The following is a 19,720-nucleotide window of genomic DNA, read 5'->3' as shown; positions in this document are numbered from 1 at the left end:
TGCGGCGCTGTTCTTCCGGACAGGAACAGGGGGGACACCATGACAAGGCTTCTTGCGGGCCGCGCGGCACGCTTCACGCTGGTCACCGTCGTCCTGGCATGCGGGGCCGGGCCGGCGGCCCTCTCGGCGCAGGGGGTCACGACCGCCGGCGTCGCCGGCCGCGTAGTCGATGCCGGCGGCGGCCCGGTTCCCGGCGCCCGCATCGAGTTCCGCCACACCCTCACGGGGGCGAGCCATACCGCCCTCAGCGACGCCGACGGCCGCTTCAGTCTCGCCAACCTGCGGCCCGGGGGGTCCCTATACGCTCGAAGCCACGCGCATCGGGATGCAGACCGTGATTCGGGAAGACCTCACGCTCAGCGCCGGACAACGGCTCCGACTCGAGGTCGAACTCTCCGAGACGGCGGTGCCCCTGCCGGAGCTGTCCGTCCGGGTGGAGACGGATCCCGAGTTCGATCCCGCGCGCATGGGGTCGACGACGATCGTCACACAGGAGACGCTCGAGAACCTGCCCACGATCTCGAGGGACTTCACGGCCTTCGCCCAGCTGTCGCCGCTCGTGGCGATGGACGAGATGGGCGCCTCCGTCGCCGGCTCGAACATCCGCTACAACAACATCCAGGTCGATGGCGCCCTCAGCCAGGACGTGTTCGGTCTCTCGCCGACCGGCGTCGCCGGCGGCCAGGCGCGGGGCCGCGTGATCCCGCTCTCGGCGATCGAGGAACTGCAGGTTCTGATCGCCCCCTACGACGTGCGGCAGTCCGGGTTCACGGGAGGCGTCCTGAACGCGGTCACCCGGACCGGCGGGAACGAGTTCCGCGGCTCCGCGTTCGGATTCCTTCGCGACGACGCCCTCGTCGGCGACGCGGTGATCGGGGGGTTCGCGCGGGAGTCGGGCGACCTGGACAACCTGTTTGCCGGCTTCGACGCCAGCGGCCCCATCGTGCGCGACCGCCTGCACTTCTTCGTCGCCGGCGAACTCGAGCGCCGCGCGCGTCCGCCCGGCGGCTTCACGGTGGGGGTCGACGAGGCGGTCCGCTCGCAACTCGATGCGGACTCGATCGCTCGCGTCTCGGACATCCTCGGGGGGTACGGGGCGGACGCCGGCGAGGCCGGGCTGTACACGCTCGAGAACGACCTCGCGAACCTCTTTACCCGCCTCGACGCCCGTCTCGACGACGACAACTCGCTCATGCTGCGCTACAACCTCGCCTTCGCGGCCGACGATCTCGCGCCCAACCGGCTGCCGGGCGACGCTTACGAGATGTCGTCGAACGGGACGCATATCGAGTCCCGGAATCACGCGGTCGCCGGACAGTGGCTTTCGACCCTCGGTCCCCGGCTGTCGTACGACCTGATGGTCAACGTGCAGTCCCTGCGCGACCGGGAGACGGCGAACGCCGCCTACCCGCGCGTCGAGGTACAGATGCAGGGAGGCGAATCCGGCCGGGGATACCGGCGCGAGTTGAGGCTGGGGTCGAGTTTCTCCGGGAACGACAGCGAACTGGACCAGAACATCGTGCAGATCTCCAACGCGCTCTCGCTGTCGCTGGGGAACCATCACCTCACCTTCGGGGGCGGGTTCGAGCGTTTCTCGATCCGGCGCGAGTACCTGCCGGGCACGGTCGGGAGCTACCTGTTCAATTCGATGGATGACCTCGCGGCGAACACGCCGTCCGAATACGTCGTCCACGTGCCGCTCACCGACGACGCGGGTACGACAGAGTTCTCCGTGAACCAGTTCTCCGCCTTCGTGCAGGAGGAGGCCCGCGTCGGGGAGGCCCTGAACGTCCGGCTCGGCCTGCGCATGGATGTGCCGGTCATGCCAGACTCGCCGGCGGAGAATCCGGCGGTCCTGAACTCCTTCGGCGTGAGCACGAGCGAGCTCCCGAGCGGCACGCCTCTCTTCTCGCCGAGGGCGGGCTTCAACCTCGGGCTCGGCGAGGGCCGGAGCACGCAGATCCGGGGTGGGGCCGGACTGTTCACGGGGCGGCCGCCGTTCGCGTGGCTCGCGAACGCCTATCAGAACACGGGGCTGTCCTCCGCCTTCCTGACCTGCCAGCGGCGGAACCTGGGCGTCCCCGACCCGGAGCTCGTCCCCGCCTTCGATCCGAGGGCGCCTTCGCCGACATCCTGCCCGGACGGGAGGGGGGCCGAGTCCGCGACCCCGATCGTCACCGTGTTCGACTCCGACTTCCGCTTCCCGAGGGACTTCAAGGCGTCGCTCGCGATCGACCAGCGCCTTCCGGCGGGATTCGTCCTAACACTCGAGGGGATCTACACGAAGGCCGTGAACCAGATCTCGTTCGAGGACCTCAACATCGGCCCGGCCGTCCCCGCGAGCGAACGGACGCCGGAGAACGGGTTCACCGACGGATTCGGCTATGGGAGCCGCGTGACGTTCGGCAATCCCGGGGCCGGGAGCCAGCTCGTCGACCCGCCGCCGGGTGACCCGCCGGGCCCGAGGGAGCCCATCTTCTTCCCGCGCCGGGTCGACGACGCCTTCGGACAGGTCATCCGGATCGGCGATCGCGCCCGAAACTTCGCGTACGCCTGAGCGCACGGCTCCGTAAGCGGTTCGGGGGGCGGCTTTCCGTGGACGTGGGGTACGCGTTCAACCGGTCGGCGGACGTCAGGAGTCTCGCCTCGCTCGACGCGATCTCGAACTTCGGCTTCACCGCGATCCAGGGCGACCCGAACGACCCGAGCCGTCAGAGTTCGCTTTTCGACCGGCCCCACAAGCTCGTGGGGAGCGCCACGGCGACGCTCCCGGAGGGGCTCGGGGGCGGCCGGATCTCGGTCCTCTACGTGGGGCAGTCCGGACGGCCGTATTCCTACGTGTATGCCGACGACATCAACGGCGACGCCTATCCCGGGCTCGGGCGGGCGCTCGACCTGGCCAACGACCTCATCTTCGTGACCGAGAGTCCGTTCGATTTTCCTGGCGGAGAGGGCCTGGAGATCAGCGGCCTGCTCTTCGAGGGACTCGTGGCCCAGGAGCCGTGCCTGAGCGAGAACCGGCTTCGGATCGTGCACCGGAACGCGTGCCGCACGCCGTGGTCGCACCAGGTGGACTTCCGCTTCAGCCAGGACTTCCCGGTGCGCGGCGCGGAGGTCGTGCTCACCTTCGACGTCCTCAACGTCCTCAACCTCTTGAACCGGAATTGGGGTCACGTGCAGGCCGTGAATCCGGTCGTACAGGCGCTCAACGTGGAGAGCCGCGTCGAAGACGACTTCGAGCCGTTCAGCGTGCTCCCCGAGTCCGATGACCCGCTCCGGGCCCGCTACGTCGGCGCACTCCAGAGGGGCGAGGGGGGCGGGATCCGGGCGGCGGTCCCCTACGTCCCGCAGATCGGCGCCTCGCAGTGGCAGGCCCAGTTCGGCATCGGAATCCGCTTCCACTAGCGAAACCGGCGCACTCAAGGGTCTGCTCGTAGAACTCGCGCTCGACCTCCGGTATCGGAAACGCGTCGAGTGCCGTGAGCCCGGAACCCGGGGCGTACCTGTCGATCTTTCGCTCTCCGTGGTTCCAGACATGCAGGTTCGCACCGTCGTCCACCCACAATGGCCAAGGCAGGCTGGCGGCCATCGTCCGTCCAAGGGTGTGCGTCGCCAGAACCTCTCCGAGGGAATCGAACACCGTGAGCCGATGGTGAAGCGCGTCCATGCCCCAGAGGAGACCCGGCTCCTGCCAGGCGATGCCCGCGAGCATGGCGAACTCCCCCGGTCCCTCGCCGGCTCCCCCGAACACCCGAAGGCATTCTCCTTCCGGCGAGAAGACCCGAATGTCGTTGGCCTGGCGGTCGGCCACGTAGGGGACTCGGCTTGGCGCCATGCCGGTCGGGTCCGGATTGGAGATGACGATCCGGCCCCCGCGAAGCGTGTCGACCTGAACGCCTCGGACGGAACTCTCCTGCGCCGAGATTCCGTAAACTGCCAGCGTCGAAACAACGAGAGGAAGCGCGAGTGAAGCGGCCGACCTGGGTCCCTGCAGCATCTACACTCCTCAAGGCCAGTGGTACGCTGTGAGGGTCGCACCGTCCGTGTTGTCGCGCGATGTGACAGTTACGCCGGGCAGACGGTTGTCCTACTTTTGCCCCCTTCGAAGCGCCGGGCGGTCCGTTGTGGCGCGCTCGTGACCCAGCGGGAGCCCAGCATCATGCGATCCCAACGATCACGTCTCGCGTACGCAGGCGCAGTCGTCGCGCTTCTCGCCCCGGGACTGTCGAGTCCGGCGGGAGCGCAGACCCACGCCGGCAGCCTGGCCAACGCCGCCGCGGCCCCGATCATCGGCTTCGGGGCGGCGGCGGTCGTCTCCGGCGGCGAGATCTTCGTCTCACGGCCGGGTGAGTTCGTGGCGTTCCCCATGCCCGGGTCGGAAGCCGGCAGCGTCCACGTATTTCAGCGGGGGGCGGAGGGCTGGGCGGAGGTCGCCACCATCGACGCCCCGAGCGGCGTGTACGGAGATGGATTCGGGACGGCACTGGCCGTCCAGGGTGACATCCTCGTGGTGGGCGCGCCCAAGGAGAACGAGGGACGCGGCGCAGCCTACATCTTCGTCAGGGAAGGCGAGATGTGGAGCTTCTGGGAGCGGCTGGAGGCGCCGGACGCGCAGCCGGGCGACGCGTTCGGCTCCTCGATCGCGATCGGGGCCAATGCGGAGAGCGGGTTCATCGGCGCGCCGGGACGCGGGGCCAGCGGCTCCGTCTTCGCCTACCTGGGCGGTGCTGGCGAACTGACGGCGATCGAACTCACCGGCTCCGGCGCGCCCGCCGACGCCCGGTTCGGGGCGTCCGTAAGCCTGGAGGGCGACCTGGCGCTGGTCGGCGCTCCCGGACCCTTCAGTCTCAACAGCTACGGTCCGCCTCCGCAGTTCCAGGCCGGGGTGGGCTACGTATTCCGCCGCGCAATCGACGGGTGGGACGAGGTCGCCCGGCTGACGCCCGCCGGGGGCGGAGCGGCCGGCCTGTCGACGCTGCTCGCGAACGGGGAAGCGCTCCTCGGCGCCCCCATCGCCAACCAGGGGCGCGGCGCGGTCTTCGGGTTCCGCGCGGACGCCGGCGGAACATGGTCGCAGACCGGGACGATCGGGGCGGCCCCGTCGCCGGGCGCCCTCTTCGGCTACTCGCTCGGACGGGCCGGCGACCAGCTCATCGTCGGCGCGCCCGGCTCCGGGGGCTCCTTCGGCCAGGCGCACGTCTTCTCACCCGGCGGCGGCGGCGCGTGGAACGAGGACACCGTGCTGGTCGCCGAAACCCGGGGTCTGATGGGCTTCATGGGCAATTCGGTGGCGGCGGACGGGGACCTGGCGGTGGTCGGTGCCCCGGGGTCGGAGTTCTTCGAGGGAATCGGCTTCGTGTTCGAGCGCGATGCCGATGGGGCGTGGGGCGAGGCCACGCCGTTCCATGAGGCGGCCTCGGGACTGGCGGCCGTTACCGGAGAGGAGCGGCGCTGCTCGGACGACGGCACGGTGGCGGGCTTCCCGTGCGCCGACGTGGACCTCGTCTCCCTGCTCCCCCCGCACGAGGTGGGAGGCTCGCGCGGGATCATGGTCAGCGATGTCTGGGGGTGGGTGGACCCGCAGACCGGCCGCGAGTACGCGATCCTCGGCCGCTTCGACGGGACCTCGTTCATCGACGTGACCGACGCCGAGAACCCGGTCTATCTCGGGGACCTTCCCCTCACCGAGGGCGCGATGCCGAACCTGTGGCGAGACATGAAGGTCTACGCCGACCACACCTTCATCGTGGCGGACAACGCGGGCGAGCACGGCATGCAGGTGTTCGACCTCACGCGGCTGAGGGATGTGACCAGCCCTCCGGTCGAGTTCGGCGAGGATGCGCTCTACGCGGAGTTCCACTCGGCGCACAACATCGTGATCAACGAGGAATCGGGTTTCGCCTACGTGGTGGGCGGCAGCGGCGGCGGCGCGACGTGCGGGGCGCACTCCACATGGTGGACATCCGCGATCCCCGGCATCCGACCTTCGCCGGCTGCTACGCCGACCCCGAGACGGGGGTCGGAGGATCCGGGGGCTATACCCACGACGCACAGTGCGTCATCTACCGGGGCCCGGACGCGGACTATGCGGGCAGGGAGATCTGCTTCAACGCGAGCGCGACGAAGTTCGGCATCGGAGATGTGACCGACAAGGACCATCCCGTGCCGATCGCGAACGCCGAGCACCCCAACGTGGCCTTCTCCCACCAGGGGTGGCTGTCGGAGGACCAGCGGTACTTCTACGTGAACGACGAACTCGACGAGATGCAGGGCCTCGCCACGGGGACCCGCACCCTGGTGTGGGACGTGCAGGACCTCGACGAGCCGGTCCTCGTCCGGGAGTTCGTGCAGGACAATCCCGCCACCGACCATAACCTGTACGTCCGCGGCGATTTCATGTACCAGTCGAACTACGTGGCGGGGCTGCGGATCTTCGACATCTCGGATCCCGAGAACCCCGTCCCGGCGGGCTACTTCGACACGGTCCCGGGGAGTCCCGACCAGCCGGGATTCGCGGGATCCTTCAGCAACTACCCGTTCTTCCCCTCCGGGAACATCCTCGTCTCGAGCATGCGCGAGGGGCTGTTCGTGCTCAGGAAACGGGAGCCGGAACTCGTGCCCTGACGGCTCAGGGCAGCGTCTCCACCAGGTTCGCTTCGATGATCCTGCGGTCGTGCGTCAGCAGCGTCGCGCCGAACACCCGGGCCGTCGCGACGAGGATCCGGTCCGCGGGATCCCGGTGGAAGGAGGCGGGCAGCGCGGCGAGTTCCGCCGCGATGGCCGGCGAGATCCCCTGCCGCCTGACGAGGGGCGGGGCGACCGCCTTATCCAGCCACTCCCGCAAGGGGACGGCCAGCAGGATGCGGCCCAGGTCGTAGAGGGTGGCGACTTCCCAGAGCGAGATGTCCGACACGAGCAACGGCGAATCGGCGCTCGCGGACTCGATCACCTCCCGCTGCTCCGGCGAGAGTCGCGAGATATCGTTCAACCACCAGATCAGGATGTGAGTGTCAAGGAGCGCCGTCATCGCCGAGACTCTCCCAGTGGTCTTCGGGAACGGCCGGTCCCACGATGTCGCCGACCACGGTCACCGTTCCCTTCAGTTCCCGCTGCGGGTACTCGGCCCGGGCTCGGCTTGGAGGCCACAGTTCGGCCACCGGCCGCCCGCGTTTGAGGATGACGACGCGTTCCCCCGTCTCACAGACGCGATCGAGGATGGCGAGGCAGCGGGCCTTGAAGTCGGATGCGTTGATGGTTTCCATATGACCAGTATTGATGACTGGTTATATTGTGTCAAGCAGTCTCGGTTTTCGCGGGCCGTTGTGTCAGGGAGCGTCGTTCACTCAGTCGGCTGCCGTGCGGGTCAAGCGGCGGAAAGCGAGGGACGCGAGGAGGCCGATGGCGCCGAAGACCGCCACGGCCGCGAACACGTGCTGGTGGCCGGGGAGGCCCGGTGAGTTGTCGAGGAGGACGCCCATGAGCGGGCCCATGAATACATCCGGCGTGAAGCCGAGCACGGACACGACGCCCGCCGCGCTCCCGGTGTAGGCGAGCGGCACGGCGCCCTCGGCCAGGAGGGCGAAGTAGACGCCGCGGAGCGCATAGATACCCACGCTGGCGGTCACGATCGTGACGATCAGCATCCAGGCCGGGCCGGGCACGAGGACCCCGGAGGCGATCGGCAGGCAGCCGCCGATCAGGATCGCGAAGCCCCCGGTGATGACGCGGGAGGCATCGATCCGGTCGCCGAGATAGCCCGCCGTCACGGCCGCCGCAGCACGAATCCAGAACGCGAGCGTCCCGACCCCCGAGGCCTGCACGTCGTCGAATCCGAGCGCGTCGCGCGACAGGAGCGAGAAGTCGTCCGTCGCCTTGTAGCCGGTGTAGGCGCAGACGACGATGACGGCCTGCAGCCACACGGCCGGCATGCGGCAGGCGGCCCGCACGCCACTCAGCGACAGCCTCTGGCGCCCCCCGGCCTCGTCGCGGGGCGTGCTGTCGGGAACGAAGATCCATACCAGCGCGGCGATGCCCAGCGTGATCCCCGTGAAGACCCAGATCACCCCGCGGAAGGCGGCGGCCCGCTCCTCCGCCGTGGCCGAGGGCGCATCGCTCGGGAGCAGGACCGCGAAGACCGCGACGGAGAGCGACGCCACGAGCGCCGCCAGCAGCCCGCGCCCCCCGTCGAGCAGACCGTAGGCCCGCCCCTGCATCGTACGCCCGCCCCATTCGCGGGTGGCCCGGATCATCGCCGCCCAGAAGAGGAGGATGGACGTCATCCCCCAGAAGGCCCACAGGAAGTTCATGATCCGCGGCGGGGGGAAGCCCGCCAGGACGATCCCCCCGAGCCCCGTCGCGAGGAGGGCAAGGGCCATCAGCCGGCGGGCCGAGTACCGGTCCGCGAGCGGTCCGCCGGCGAAGTAGGCCGCCATCGCCACGACCCCGTACAGCGAGAAGGCGGTGCCCAACTCCAGGTTGGTGATCCCGAATACGTCGAGCAGCGTCGGCCGGAAGACGCGCGCGAGGACGAAGGGGAGGAAGAAGACGGCCTCCCCGGCTGCGATGAGGGCGAGGAGGACGAGCCCCCGCCTCATCGGACTCCCCTCCGCGTGCGGGTCAGCCGTCGGGTCCGGCCGGTCGGCAGTCAGGTCGGCCGATCAGCGCTCGGGCCGGCCACGTGGAGAGGGTCGCGCTTCGACCCGCCGCAGCGGCTGCAGCGTGCGAGCCGGGCGGTAGGCCTCGCGCTCCGCCAGATCGAACTGGTCGCCCGGCGCGAGGAGGAAGAACGGATCCCCGCTGTCGAGGATGCTCTGGTGGTCGTAGATGGCCACGTACGACTCCCCGATCACCTCGAAGCGGTCGTTCTGGACGACGATGGCGGTGTTCTCGTCGATGCCGATCCCGAGGAGTTCGGGCCGGGCCTCGATGATCTCCAGCAGGTCGAACTGGCGGTTTCGATACAGGAGATGCTGGTCGATCGCCGTGTTCCGGAGGAACCCGAGCCCCTCCTCGTGACTCCCCATCATGATCGTGTTCGTGGCGGTATCCCCGCGGGCCAGGTACGAGCCCTGGATCGTCGCGCCGGCCGACGAGCCGCCGATCACGCCGCCCCGTTCGAGGAGCGCCCACAGTTCCTCCTCGGTCCGGGTTCCCATGTAGGAATCGACCAGGCGCCACTGACGCCCCCCGCTGAACCAGACGCCGCTCGCCTCCCGGATCGCGGCCGCGAAGGCCTCGCTGTCCGCTTCGTCGCGGTCGTTCGTGTGCCGAAGCGTGAGGTTCCGGACGCCGGCCAACTGGAACGGCCGCAGCCCACCGAACGACTGGTCGTAAGACTCCTGTCCGCCAGCCGTGGGGATGACGACGATCCGGGCCCCGGGCCCGCCCGCCAACTGGACGAAGCGGTCCACGATCTCCGGGCTTCGCATCGCGCCGCCCACGACGACGAGCGCTCCGTTGGCCGGGCCGACTTCCTGCGCCGCGATCTCGACCGTGCCGGCGGCCGCCAGCCCGAACAGGCCGCAGGCCGCGCCCAGGACCGCACCTGAGACTGTGCTCGACGCTCTACGCTTCGCCCTCGTTCCTCGCATGCTTCGACCCTCCCGCTGCGGTGGCACCGGACGCCGCAAGCGCCCGACTGTCCGGCATCCCGGTCTCTCGCCGGGGATGGCACGGTAAGCCGATCGCCGATTCCGGTCGAGGCGCGGGCGCGAACCGCGCTTGTCGCCCACCGCGGGCCGCGCCACGTTGCGGACCTGACCACCTCGGGAGGATCGGCCATGTACGCACCGTCCACTTCGCTCGTCGGCTCTTCCGTCTGCCTCGCCGCCTTCGTCGCGGGGATCGCGACCTTCCCCTCTCCGCCGGCCGATGCCTCGCTGGCGCGGCAAGCCGACGCCCTCGAGGGCGCCTGGGCCGCTCGCGAGTACGTCCTCGCGACCGGCGCGCGACACCCCGTCCGGGGACGGATCATCTTCACGAGCGGGGAATGGCAGGTTCTCTTCTTCGTCATGGACGGGGACGAACCGAAGCGAGGCTCGGGCGAAGGCGGGCGCTACACCTTCGACGGCGAGACCCTGACCTTCGAGCACCTCCATCACCTCTCGATCGGACGCACGATGGCGGGGCTGCCGGCGAGCCCGCTCGCCATGACCGCGAGGGAGGGCGACGGTCCGCTCGAGCCCACCGGCGTCGAGATCGACGGAGACGAGCTCAGACTGCTTTTCCCGAGCGGAAACTCCATGTCGTTCGTCCGCATCGCGGGCTGATGCGATGAGTTGCGATGGGTGATGTCATGACGAATTCGCCGGATCCCGGGCCGGGACTCGTGGATCGAAGGGAGTGGCTCCGGCTGGGCGCCGCCGGCGCCGCCGCGCTGGGCCTTCCCGCCTGCGCGGCCTGGAACGAAGGGGAGGCGGCATCCGAAGCTCCGCCCACTCTGCAGCCTCCGGCGGGCGTGGAGGACGCGGATTGGGAGGACGTACGCGCGCACTTTCTCGTCGAGCCCGGTACCGCCTATCTCAACAACGCGAGCATCGGCATGCCGCCGCGGCAGGTGGTCGACGCGGTGGCCGCGGGGTATCGGGCGATGGCCGAACTCCCCGCCCGTGGCCGCTCCGCCCTGTCGGCCCGGATCGCGGAGGATGTGGTCCCCGGACTCGCCCGTCTGTTCTCGGTCGATACGGACGAAGTCACGCTCACGCGGAACGCGTCGGAGGCCCTCCACCTGCAGAGCATCGGGGTCCGGCTCGATCCCGGTGATGAGGTCCTGATCACGAGCCAGGAGCACCCGGCGGGGCGTCGGCCGTGGGAGTTCCGGCAGACGCGCGAGGGGATCGGGGTGAACCAGGTGTTCATCCCCAGCCCGCTGCCGGCCGAAGAGGAGATCCTGTCCCGGATCGAGGACGCGATCACGCCGCGTACGCGCGCCGTCGCCTTCTGCCACGTCACACGGGGCGGACACCTCTACCCCGTGCAGGCGATCTGCGGGCTGGCGCGGGAACGGAGCCTCGTGAGTCTGGTGGACGGCGCACAGGCCGTGGGCCAGTTCCCGATCGATCTGTCGTCGCTCGGCTGCGACGCGTACGCCGTCAGCCTCCACAAGTGGATGCTGGCTCCGGCCGGTACCGGCTTCCTGTGCGTGCGGCGGGACGCGCGCGACCGCATCCGCACGGCCTTCGCCCCCGACGCCACGCCGGAACGGCCGCAGTTCGAACCCCCGGGCACGGCGGCCTTCCCGGTGCGCGCCGCGATCGGCTCGGCCGTCGACTTCGTCACGACCCTCGGCGTCGAGGCGATCGAGGCCCGGTGCCGCTTTCTCTCGGACCATCTGAAGTCCCGGCTCGCGGAAATGACCGGCGTCACGCTACTGAGCGGGGCCCGTGAGCAGAGCGCGCCCGGCTCGACCATCTTCGAGAAGGAGGGTCTCGACGCGGTGGCGGCGGTGGGCGCCATCGAGACCCTGGCCTCGGCCCATATCGACGAGCACCAGCGCGACGGACACAACGCGATCCGGGTCTCCACGCACATCTACAACACGACGGCGCAGGTGGACCGCTTCGTCGAAGCCCTGGCCCGGACGACGGGCTGACGGGGCGCGGCCAAGCGACCTTCATCTTCCCTCACCTCTTCCCTCATTTCGGGAGGCACGAATGATCTGGCCCACACGAAACGCAGGGATCGCCGCGGTCGGTGCGATCTTCCTCATCGGCGTGACCGCCTGCGCCAGCGGGGAGTCCGGCGAATCCGACAGCGCCGGCGGGGAGTCCGCTGCCGCCGCATCGGCCGGCGTGGCGCCGCAGGAGGGGGCCATCTACGAGGTCCGCAACTATCACTTCGATCCGGCCCGTTTCGACGAGTACGCGGAGGTCGCGAGAGGCGAGTATCTGCGCTATCTGCGCGAGCACCTCGATATCGTCGGGTTCTGGATCGACTCCGGCATCCCCGCCGAGGTCAGGGGCGCGGAGCAGGACGAACTCGGCACGGCGAACATCACGTGGATCATCCGCTGGGCGTCGAAGGCCGAGCGCGACGAGAAGCTCCCCCAGGTCCTCGGCACCCCCGAATGGGGCGAGATCTTCGCCGAAGTCCCCGGCGGGGGCGCGAGCTACCTGAGGATCGAGGCCCGGTTCATGGAGTCGCTCTACTGACGATGGGCGCTCCGTCGGCGGCGATCGCCCGGCCGGCGGCGATCACCCGGCCCGGCGGCGTGAGTCGTCAGCAGCGGTCCTGCCGGAAGTCGGCCGGACGGCAGGTGAAGCCCCACTCCGCCCACAGCCCCCGCCCGGCGGCCGACGCCGCGGCCTCCGCCGCCACGATCCGCTCCTCGTAGCGGCGGTTGGGCGGGAAGATGAAGGCAAGCGCGTACCCGCTCGCCACCATGTGCTCGTTGAGCATGTCGCCGCCCGGGAGGTAGAGGTAGGCGAGATCCCGGCCGAAGGTGTCCGCGCGTTCGATGTCGTACTCGACGGTGAGCGCGGTCCGGACCGGGGCGGCCCGCAGCAACTCTTCGCGGGCGAGGCCGCCCCACGGTTCCTGGGCGATCTCCGGGGCGTCGATCGACAACAGACGGATCTCGCGGCCGTCGGCGCAACGGATCGAATCGCCGTCGATCGCGAAGGAGAGGACGCACTCCGCGCTCGGCACGGGAGGCGGAGGGGGAGGCGCGGCCGGCGTCGACCCCGAGCACCCCAGGGCCGCCAGCGGCGCGACGGTGGCCGCGACCGCGAGCGACGGAACCCTGCGGGACGACGTCACGGACCGACGCGGATCTCCCCGACCTCGTCCGTCCCCAGATGCCGCCCGTCGGCGTTCACGTACCACGCCCTGAGCCGCGGCAGCCGGATTCCGCCGCCCTCGGCCAGCCCCTCGAACGTGATGTACTCGCCGTCGTTCGCGCTCTCGTCGTGGTAGAAGCGGCAGCCCACGAGCTGCGCCGTCCCGGGGTCGAAGTAGAAATACCACGTATCTCCGCCGACCTCGGGCTCGTACGTCACCTTCGCCGCCTGCACCGGCCGGTCCATGAACGTGGTCTCGATGACGCCGGGCTCGAGGTCCGCGCCGGGGTCGGCGATCTTCATCGGGAGACCGGCCAGGAAGCCGTAGTAGCTGCGCCAGAACATCCCGTCCTCCCGGTGCAGCCGCATGCTTTCGCGGTCCGCGGCGGGGAGGTCCGGCTCGGCGACCCCGTCGACGCTCGCCGACCAGCCGTCCGTCGTCGTCTCGTACTCGATCTCGGAGCCGCGGTACCGGCCGGAGAGGGCGAAGTCGCGCTCGTCCGCGCCGAACCGGAGGTTCACGGCGACCCTCTCGCCGCCTTCGCCATCGGTCCCGACCCACGACATCGAAATCGCCTCGCTTCCCCAGACGCCGTACGGGTCGTGGAAGGCGGCGGACCGCGCGACGAGGTCGAGTGCGGGGGTGGTCTCGGCCTGCAGGGCCTGGTCGGCCGCACCGCCGTCCCGCGAGGGAGGGGCATCGGCACAGGCGGCGAGGAGGAGCGGGGAGACGGCGAGGACAAGTCGGAACAGCGGGTGAGTTTTCATATCACGATACTAGCAGGCCGCCTTGAAACGCCGCTACATTCGGGCGATCCGACGACTCTCCGCACTCTGTCCCGCGGCGGATTCTCTCGACACCGGAGGACTCTCATGCAGTTGGATCGAACAGCCACCTGGTTCCGCCGGCTTCCGGCCGTGCTGCTGCTGCCCCTGGGCGCGGCGTGCGGCGGCGAGGCCGCGGAGGAGGCCGAACCTGCGGAGAGTGAAGCGGAGATGCCTGCCATGGCCGAGGCCTCGGACCCGCCCGAGGGCGTGATCACGGACGTGCGCGAGTTCACCTTCGTGGCGGAGCTCGAGGTCGATCTCGACGCGATGGAGGAGACGGAGAGCGGACTCTTCATCCAGGTGCTGCAGGCGGGGAGCGGCCCGCCGGCCGGCTTCGGGGACGAGATGGGCGTCCACTACACGGTGTGGCTGCCGAACGGGAGCAAGGTCGATTCGAGCCACGACCATACGCCGCCCGAGCCCTACGACTTGGTTCTCGGTTCGACCTCGCTGATCGACGGCTGGGTGGAGGGCGTGACGGGCATGCGGCTGGGGGAGCGGCGCCGGCTGGTGCTCCCGTACGACCTCGCATATGGCGCGGACGGACGGCCGGGGATCCCCCCGTACAGCCCGCTCGTGTTCGAGGTCGAACTCGCCGAGCACGTGCCGGTCGGAGAGGGGTGAGCGAAATCGGGGTGGACGGATGACGGCATACGTCCGGTACATCGCGCCCGACAGCGGGGACGGCGCCCGCTGGGGGGTCATTGAGGATGAGGTCGTCGCGGACGGCGTCGTGGAAGACGGCCGCGTCGAGGAACTCGCGGCGCCCCCCTTCGAGGGGGAGGTTCGCGCGGGCCGGGGACTCCCGATCGACCAGGTCCGGCTCCTCGCGCCGACGACGCCCTCGAAGGTCATCGCGGTAGGCCTGAACTACCGGAGCCACCTCGACAACAGCCCCCTCGGCAGCCGCGAGGCGCCGCCCGAGCCGGGCCTGTTCGCCAAGTTGCCCTCCTCGATCATCGGTCCGGACGCACCCATCCGGATTCCGCCCGATGCGGAGATCGTGCATGCGGAGGGTGAGGTCGTCATCGTGATCGGCCGCCGGGCGCGCAACGTGAGTCCCGGCGAGGCTGGCGAGTGCATCTTCGGCGTGACGGCGGGCAACGACGTGAGCGAGCGCGTCTGGCAGCGCGGCGACCTGCAGTGGCTGCGGGCCAAAGGCAGCGACTCGTTCGGCCCCCTCGGGCCGCGGATCGTGACCGGCGCGGACTGGAGCGACCTGCGGCTGCGGACGCGTCTCAACGGGCGGGTCGTGCAGGACGCGCGCACCCGCGACCTCATCTTCTCCATCCCCGAGATCGTGGCCTACACGAGCCGCTACGTCACGCTCCTCCCCGGCGACGTGATCTATACCGGGACGCCCGGAAAGACCGCGTCGATCTCGCCCGGCGATCGGGTCGAGGTCGAGGTGGAGGGCGTCGGGGTTCTGGCCAACCCCGTGGAGGCCGGCCTGTAAACGGACGGGACAGGAACTGGACATGAAGACGCTCGCGAAACGGCGGCCCCTCGCCGCCACCCTCAGCGGCCCGTGGCAAAGCCCCGCGTCAGCGCCGAGAGCGGTGAAGCGCTCGTCTGACAAGGAGCGACGAGGGAGCATAGCAGCGCTATGTGACCGAGGAGAGACGCAGAGCGAAGCGTTTCAGGCGAGATGCAGCGCCGCTCGAACGCAGCGGGGCTTTTTCCACGGGCTGCTTGCGCTGGCGGCCGCGTTCGCGATGCCCCCGGCCGCATTGGTTCCGGGAGCCGGATCGAGCCTGCTCGGTTCTCTCTCCGCGCAGGAGCCCCCCGCCCCCCCCGACCTCGCGTCGCTGTTCGACCTGGGGACGCTCGTACTCGACGCGAACGGCGACAGCGTGCCCGACTTCGTGAACGCGGCGTTGATCCTCGGGGACGACCCCTCGGCGGTGGTCCTCGCCGCGGCGGGAGAGGTTGCGGCGCGACTGGGGTTCGAGACGATGGCCATGGATCTGCCGCTGTCGCGGGCCGCCGCAGGCGACGAGGTCGCCATCGTCATCGGGCGCGCCGGGCTCGCGGCCTCCGGACTCGGGTCCCCGGGGATCGACCCGGCCTCGCTGGATTCCGGCGAGGGGGCGGTGGCGGTGCGGCAGGAGGGCGGGCGCACCTGGGTGCTGGTCATCGGCGGGGATGACGAAGGGCTCCAGGCCGCGGCCCGCCTGTTCGCGGGAGTGCTCCCCCACACCCGGACGCTTTCGACGGCGAAGCTGGATCGCGTGCGGGAGGATCTGACCGCGGCGCTCGAGGACGGGGGAGTGACGGAGGCCGACGTGCGTCTGACGCAGGCGCGGGCCCGGGCCGGTCAGGCCGGCGTCGGACGGGTCATCGCGGAGGTCGCGGTGGCCGACGCGGACCTCGGAGCCGCGGAGGAGGCGCTGCGGGCGCTGGCCGCCGGCGACGAAGCGCCCGAGGCGGAGCCGGAAACGGAGCCTGAGGCGGAGGCAGAGGCAGGGGCGCAGGCAGAAGCAGAGGCAGAGCCGGACACCGAGGACGCCGGCGAGGCCCCGCGAAACCCGCTCGCCTATCCCGGGCTGGAATCCGTGGAGGCCAGGCTGACGGGTGGCCCTACCATCCGGATCGCGGGGCGCGCCGTGCCCGACCGCCCCGGTCCGATCGCGGGCCGGCCGGGCAGCGGCGGCAAGGACGGGATGGACCTCTCGAACCTGTACACCTCCGACGGCCTGCTCGGCGGCGGGCTGATCCCCGACCGCATCGATGCGATGCTCGCGCCGGGCGAGGACGGGGTGGACGGACTGCCCGATCTCGCGGGCCGCCTCGGGCTGGAATCGACCGGGCTCGTCGTGCCGCTGACGGAGCCCGCCTCGGCGATCGACCGGCCCGGCGGGCGCCCCACGCTCGTGCTCGCCGGGGTCGACAACCCGCTCACGCAGCAACTCGCCGACAGCGCCCGGATCGACCTCGGGGCGCTTGGGCCCGGCGAAGGGCTCATTCAGCTCGTGCCCGAGGCGTTCGGCTCCAAGCCGGCGCTCGTGGTGACGGGCGCGGACGCCGCCGGGGCGGAGCGCGCGCTCGACCAGCTGGCCCTGACGTTTCCGCACCTGGCGGAGCGCGGAGGCGACCGCCCGACGGTCGACGATGTCGAGCGCGGGCTGTGGGACGCGCTGTCGGGGCACGCGCCCGCGGGCCAGGCGGCGACCGGCCTCTACAAGCTCGGCCGCATCGCCGCCGAGCTCGCCGAGCGGCAGATCGCCCGCGCGCACGTGCTGATGTCGGTCGAGAAGGCCGACCCGCGGCTGGAGGCGTACCTGCGCGATCGCGCCGCGGGGGCGCTGGGCCTCGCCGACATCGGCGTCACCATCGACGAACGCGACGTCCAGCGGGCGGCCACCGTGTTCGCCGATACGCTCACGCTTCCGTCCGAGGTCGACCGGTTCCGGGAGCTGTTCCGGACCCAGGTCCTCCCCGCCGCGGGGTCCGCCGGGCCCATCCGCGTCGAAGCCCGCCTCAGCGAGCCCCCCGAGATCCGCCGCCAGCTCGAACAGGACGCGCGCGCGGCGCTGATCGATGCGGGCGCGTCGCCCTCGGCCGTCGAAGTCCGCGTCCTGTCCGCCTTCAAGCAGGGTTACTCGTGGCTCGAGGAGGTCATCCTCCCGCAACTCCAGGGCCCGGAGAGTGGCCGGGGCGGAGGCGGGGGCGCGAGCCGGGACATCGGCGAGATCGTCATCCGCTTCCGGCGCAACGACCCGCCCGCCGAGTGGCCGCAGCAGGCGATCCAAACGCCGGTCCGGTGGCTGCACGAGATCTTCCCCATCGACGAGGTCCTCGCGCGCGAACTCGGCCTCGGGCTGGAGCAGGTGCGCTTCGAGGAGACGACCGAAGGGCCGATCTACGAGGTCGCCGTCACGGACGAGGACGGCGCCGAGATCGTGCGGGACAGCTTCGAGCCCCGCTGGGTGCTGCGCCCTTACTTCGACCGCTTCCAGGACTACGAGCACGTCCGCGTCACGACCGGCTGGATTCACGCGACCGCGGATGACCGCACGCTCGTCGACGAGCGCATCGTCACGGACCCCGAGGCCTTCTGGGACCACTACCAGAGCGCCGTCCTCCCCGCCGTCTACGACTACGTCATGGACCGGCACGACGGGATCCCGACCGGCGGGAGCGCGGACGCGCCCTATTTCGGCGCGCTGACGGTCGAACTCGCCATGAGCGAGCCCAACTACCGGCTCGATATCGACAACGAGATCCACGCCCCGATGGACGCCCTCCACGAGGAGATCTACTTCGGGACGATCGAGTTCTTCGACGTGCTGGGGCGGAACTCGCGCGGGCAGGGCCTCACCTTCCCGGGCCGGATCCTCCCGGTCATGCGGCCCCGGGCGGACGGGGCGCCGGCGGAACTGCGCGTCCACTTCACGGGCTTCGCGACCTCGCGGCCCGCGGTGGTCGTGGCCTTCGAGGACGCGGCGGGCGCGGCGGACACGATGCGGCTCGACATTCCGAAGACCGGGCTCGAGCGACCGTCCGCGAGGCTGGCCGTGGTGCGGGCCGGCGAAGCGGGGATCGCGCACCTCGGCCTGCGCGTGCGGGTCGATACCGACGCCGACGTGCGCGACAGCCTCCTCACCTACGCGTCCGCGGAACGGGTGGACCGGAGCATGGTGTCCGCGGAGCAGGTCGAGGCGACGCTGCGCGAGATCGAGGCGCTGCGCGCGGCCGGCCTCTACACGGCGGAGCTTGCCTGGGCCGGACTCGGCTCGCTCGAGGTGTGGGCCGAGTGGACGCACGAGCAGGACCCCGACTCCCGCCGCACCGCCCGCCTCGCCGCGAACGGGACGCCGCCGGACCTGCCGGATTGGCGGCCGCTCCTCCCGGAGGGCTGGAGCTACGCCGGCGAACGCCTCGTCCAGTGGGAGACCCCCATCCCGCCGCCCGAAGGCCACGAGATCCTCGCCAAAATGGCGGAGACGTTCGACGAGGCGACGATGTACAAGGTCGGCGAATCCTATCTCGGCAAGGACATCTGGGCGCTCGATCTCATGCTGCCGACCCAGGCGTCGCACTGGGCCCGGGTCAAGGCGACGACGTTCAAGCCCACGATCATCTACTCCGCGCGCCAGCACGCGAACGAAGTCTCGTCCACAAGCCACGTCCTGCGGCACGCGGAACTCCTTCTGACGGATCCCGCACAGCGTCCCAGGCTCGACGACGTGAACGTCATCATCCATCCGTTCACGAATCCCGACGGGGCGCAACTTGCCTATGACCTGTACCGGATCACGCCGGACTTCATCCTGCACGCCGGCTACCTGGGCTCGCTGGGGATAGATGCGACGACGGGCTCGCGGGACGACCACCCCATCTATCCCGAGGCGCCCGTCCGAAACCGGCTGTGGGGCCGCTGGCTGCCCGACATCTTCCTCAATCCGCACGGGTACCCCTCTCACCAGGTCGTGCAGTTGTTCAGCGAATACACCGGTCTCGTGCGGCGGGGCCGCGTTACGGAGCGCAACTGGGGATTCAACAAGGGCTGGTTCATGCCCGGCTTCGGGTACGTGGACAGCCCCGACATGCCCCGGCACCGCGACGCGGCGTTCGAGATCCGCGACTACATCACGCGCGGCATCAATTCCAATCGCGATGTGTTCGAGATGAACCAGCGCAACTACGAACGCTACCGGCGCTACGGAGCCGAGTACGACGCGGACGTATTTCGGCTGCCGATGACGGACAGCGTGCTCATACAGATGCCGCTGAAGGGATCGAGCGGCGAGAGCCGCTTCGGGTTCGACTCCCGAATCACCATCTGGAGCGGAACGACGGAAGCCCCGGACGAGACCGCCTACGGACCGTGGATGGAGCTGGTGGCGAAGGCGGGGCTGTCGTGGGACCAGGCGCTGCTCGACTACCTGTACGAGGGAGAGCACGAGGTGAACCGCTCGGGTTCGTCGTTCTTCGGGGGCGTGTCGTTGCGCATGAACCGCCCTCGGCCGCCCGAGGATGGCTCGGAATCAGACGAAGACGAGGCCGTGACCACGGCGGGACCGGGCGCGGGACCGGGCGGCTGAGCGCCCGCACTTGCCCGGGGCTCGGTCTCGAAATCAGGTTGGGGCCACTTTCCCGACGTCGGCAACCAG

15 protein-coding genes and 2 pseudogenes are annotated in these 19,720 nt (G+C 70.3%); 11 read left to right on the top strand and 6 right to left on the bottom strand.

Translation table 11 applies throughout. The features are described 5' to 3' along the window. Positions 1–39: 39 nt before the first annotated feature. The 5 genes and pseudogenes from ACOQPP_RS16455 to ACOQPP_RS16435 form a co-directional block, all read left to right on the top strand. Positions 40–279: pseudogene (locus tag ACOQPP_RS16455) on the top strand (carboxypeptidase-like regulatory domain-containing protein); the annotation flags it as partial. A gap of 55 nt (positions 280–334) precedes the next feature. Next, complete coding sequence (locus ACOQPP_RS16450; RefSeq protein ID WP_420636962.1) at positions 335–2,557, top strand: TonB-dependent receptor plug domain-containing protein; 2,223 nt, start codon at positions 335–337, stop codon at positions 2,555–2,557. A 38-nt stretch (positions 2,558–2,595) separates the two neighbouring features. After that, on the top strand, positions 2,596–3,405 hold the full coding sequence (locus ACOQPP_RS16445) for a hypothetical protein (RefSeq protein ID WP_420636961.1): 810 nt from the start codon (positions 2,596–2,598) through the stop codon (positions 3,403–3,405). A gap of 754 nt (positions 3,406–4,159) precedes the next feature. Further along, a pseudogene (locus ACOQPP_RS16440) lies at positions 4,160–5,908 on the top strand (choice-of-anchor B family protein); the annotation flags it as partial. Positions 5,909–5,952: 44 nt separating this feature from the next. Continuing rightward, on the top strand, positions 5,953–6,624 hold the full coding sequence (locus ACOQPP_RS16435; RefSeq protein WP_420636960.1) for a choice-of-anchor B family protein: 672 nt from the start codon (positions 5,953–5,955) through the stop codon (positions 6,622–6,624). Between the two features lie 4 nt (positions 6,625–6,628). Here ACOQPP_RS16435 and ACOQPP_RS16430 read toward each other — a convergent pair whose 3' ends face one another. The 4 genes from ACOQPP_RS16430 to ACOQPP_RS16415 all read right to left on the bottom strand — a co-directional run bounded on the left by ACOQPP_RS16430 (position 6,629) and on the right by ACOQPP_RS16415 (position 9,590). Continuing rightward, positions 6,629–7,027, bottom strand: a complete 399-nt coding sequence (locus ACOQPP_RS16430; RefSeq protein WP_419167616.1) for a type II toxin-antitoxin system VapC family toxin — start codon at positions 7,025–7,027, stop codon at positions 6,629–6,631. Next, entirely contained in the window at positions 7,011–7,262 is a 252-nt protein-coding gene (locus ACOQPP_RS16425; RefSeq protein WP_419167617.1) for a type II toxin-antitoxin system Phd/YefM family antitoxin, read from the bottom strand. The genes ACOQPP_RS16430 and ACOQPP_RS16425 overlap by 17 nt, the downstream gene beginning before the upstream one ends. An 81-nt stretch (positions 7,263–7,343) precedes the next feature. Further along, the gene (locus ACOQPP_RS16420) at positions 7,344–8,594 is read right to left on the bottom strand and encodes an MFS transporter (RefSeq protein WP_420636959.1); all 1,251 of its coding nucleotides are present in this window, start codon (positions 8,592–8,594) and stop codon (positions 7,344–7,346) included. A gap of 63 nt (positions 8,595–8,657) precedes the next feature. Continuing rightward, positions 8,658–9,590 carry a cyanophycinase gene (locus ACOQPP_RS16415; RefSeq protein WP_419167619.1) on the bottom strand — a complete coding sequence of 311 codons (933 nt, stop codon included), beginning with the start codon at positions 9,588–9,590 and terminating at the stop codon, positions 8,658–8,660. A gap of 189 nt (positions 9,591–9,779) precedes the next feature. Between ACOQPP_RS16415 and ACOQPP_RS16410 the strand changes: the two genes are divergently transcribed. The 3 genes from ACOQPP_RS16410 to ACOQPP_RS16400 all read left to right on the top strand — a co-directional run bounded on the left by ACOQPP_RS16410 (position 9,780) and on the right by ACOQPP_RS16400 (position 12,149). Beyond that, positions 9,780–10,268, top strand: coding sequence for a hypothetical protein (locus ACOQPP_RS16410; RefSeq protein ID WP_419167620.1), 489 nt, complete (start codon positions 9,780–9,782; stop codon positions 10,266–10,268). Between the two features lie 26 nt (positions 10,269–10,294). Next, positions 10,295–11,590 (top strand): aminotransferase class V-fold PLP-dependent enzyme, encoded by a 1,296-nt coding sequence (locus tag ACOQPP_RS16405; RefSeq protein WP_420636958.1) that lies wholly within the window; start codon positions 10,295–10,297, stop codon positions 11,588–11,590. Positions 11,591–11,651: 61 nt separating this feature from the next. Next, positions 11,652–12,149 (top strand): hypothetical protein, encoded by a 498-nt coding sequence (locus ACOQPP_RS16400; protein ID WP_420636957.1) that lies wholly within the window; start codon positions 11,652–11,654, stop codon positions 12,147–12,149. 67 nt (positions 12,150–12,216) lie between these two features. Here the strand turns inward: ACOQPP_RS16400 and ACOQPP_RS16395 are convergent, their stop codons facing one another. After that, entirely contained in the window at positions 12,217–12,756 is a 540-nt protein-coding gene (locus ACOQPP_RS16395) for a thermonuclease family protein (RefSeq protein ID WP_419167623.1), read from the bottom strand. Beyond that, positions 12,753–13,544, bottom strand: a complete 792-nt coding sequence (locus ACOQPP_RS16390) for a DUF6503 family protein (protein ID WP_420636956.1) — start codon at positions 13,542–13,544, stop codon at positions 12,753–12,755. The genes ACOQPP_RS16395 and ACOQPP_RS16390 overlap by 4 nt, the downstream gene beginning before the upstream one ends. 105 nt (positions 13,545–13,649) lie before the next feature. Between ACOQPP_RS16390 and ACOQPP_RS16385 the strand changes: the two genes are divergently transcribed. The 3 genes from ACOQPP_RS16385 (at position 13,650) to ACOQPP_RS16375 (ending at position 19,651) form a co-directional block, all read left to right on the top strand. Further along, positions 13,650–14,228 carry an FKBP-type peptidyl-prolyl cis-trans isomerase gene (locus ACOQPP_RS16385; RefSeq protein ID WP_419167625.1) on the top strand — a complete coding sequence of 193 codons (579 nt, stop codon included), beginning with the start codon at positions 13,650–13,652 and terminating at the stop codon, positions 14,226–14,228. 19 nt (positions 14,229–14,247) lie between these two features. Beyond that, a complete protein-coding gene (locus tag ACOQPP_RS16380) occupies positions 14,248–15,060 on the top strand; it encodes a fumarylacetoacetate hydrolase family protein (RefSeq protein ID WP_420636955.1) in 813 nt (270 codons plus the stop codon). Positions 15,061–15,319: 259 nt separating this feature from the next. Then, entirely contained in the window at positions 15,320–19,651 is a 4,332-nt protein-coding gene (locus ACOQPP_RS16375) for a M14 family metallopeptidase (RefSeq protein WP_420636954.1), read from the top strand. Positions 19,652–19,720 lie beyond the last annotated feature (69 nt).

Source organism: Candidatus Palauibacter sp., from assembly GCF_965222475.1.
In the GTDB taxonomy this organism is placed as follows: Bacteria; Gemmatimonadota; Gemmatimonadetes; order Palauibacterales; family Palauibacteraceae; genus Palauibacter.
This window is presented reverse-complemented; position numbering and strand designations above follow the sequence as displayed.

Coding starts and splice junctions, on each gene's coding strand:
- ACOQPP_RS16435 (WP_420636960.1), top strand. CDS start 5,953: ATGGTGGACATCCGCGATCCCCGGCATCCGACCTTCGCCGGCTGCTAC.
- ACOQPP_RS16430 (WP_419167616.1), bottom strand. CDS start 7,027: ATGACGGCGCTCCTTGACACTCACATCCTGATCTGGTGGTTGAACGAT.
- ACOQPP_RS16425 (WP_419167617.1), bottom strand. CDS start 7,262: ATGGAAACCATCAACGCATCCGACTTCAAGGCCCGCTGCCTCGCCATC.
- ACOQPP_RS16420 (WP_420636959.1), bottom strand. CDS start 8,594: ATGAGGCGGGGGCTCGTCCTCCTCGCCCTCATCGCAGCCGGGGAGGCC.
- ACOQPP_RS16415 (WP_419167619.1), bottom strand. CDS start 9,590: ATGCGAGGAACGAGGGCGAAGCGTAGAGCGTCGAGCACAGTCTCAGGT.
- ACOQPP_RS16410 (WP_419167620.1), top strand. CDS start 9,780: ATGTACGCACCGTCCACTTCGCTCGTCGGCTCTTCCGTCTGCCTCGCC.
- ACOQPP_RS16405 (WP_420636958.1), top strand. CDS start 10,295: ATGACGAATTCGCCGGATCCCGGGCCGGGACTCGTGGATCGAAGGGAG.
- ACOQPP_RS16400 (WP_420636957.1), top strand. CDS start 11,652: ATGATCTGGCCCACACGAAACGCAGGGATCGCCGCGGTCGGTGCGATC.
- ACOQPP_RS16390 (WP_420636956.1), bottom strand. CDS start 13,544: ATGAAAACTCACCCGCTGTTCCGACTTGTCCTCGCCGTCTCCCCGCTC.
- ACOQPP_RS16385 (WP_419167625.1), top strand. CDS start 13,650: ATGCAGTTGGATCGAACAGCCACCTGGTTCCGCCGGCTTCCGGCCGTG.
- ACOQPP_RS16380 (WP_420636955.1), top strand. CDS start 14,248: ATGACGGCATACGTCCGGTACATCGCGCCCGACAGCGGGGACGGCGCC.
- ACOQPP_RS16375 (WP_420636954.1), top strand. CDS start 15,320: ATGCCCCCGGCCGCATTGGTTCCGGGAGCCGGATCGAGCCTGCTCGGT.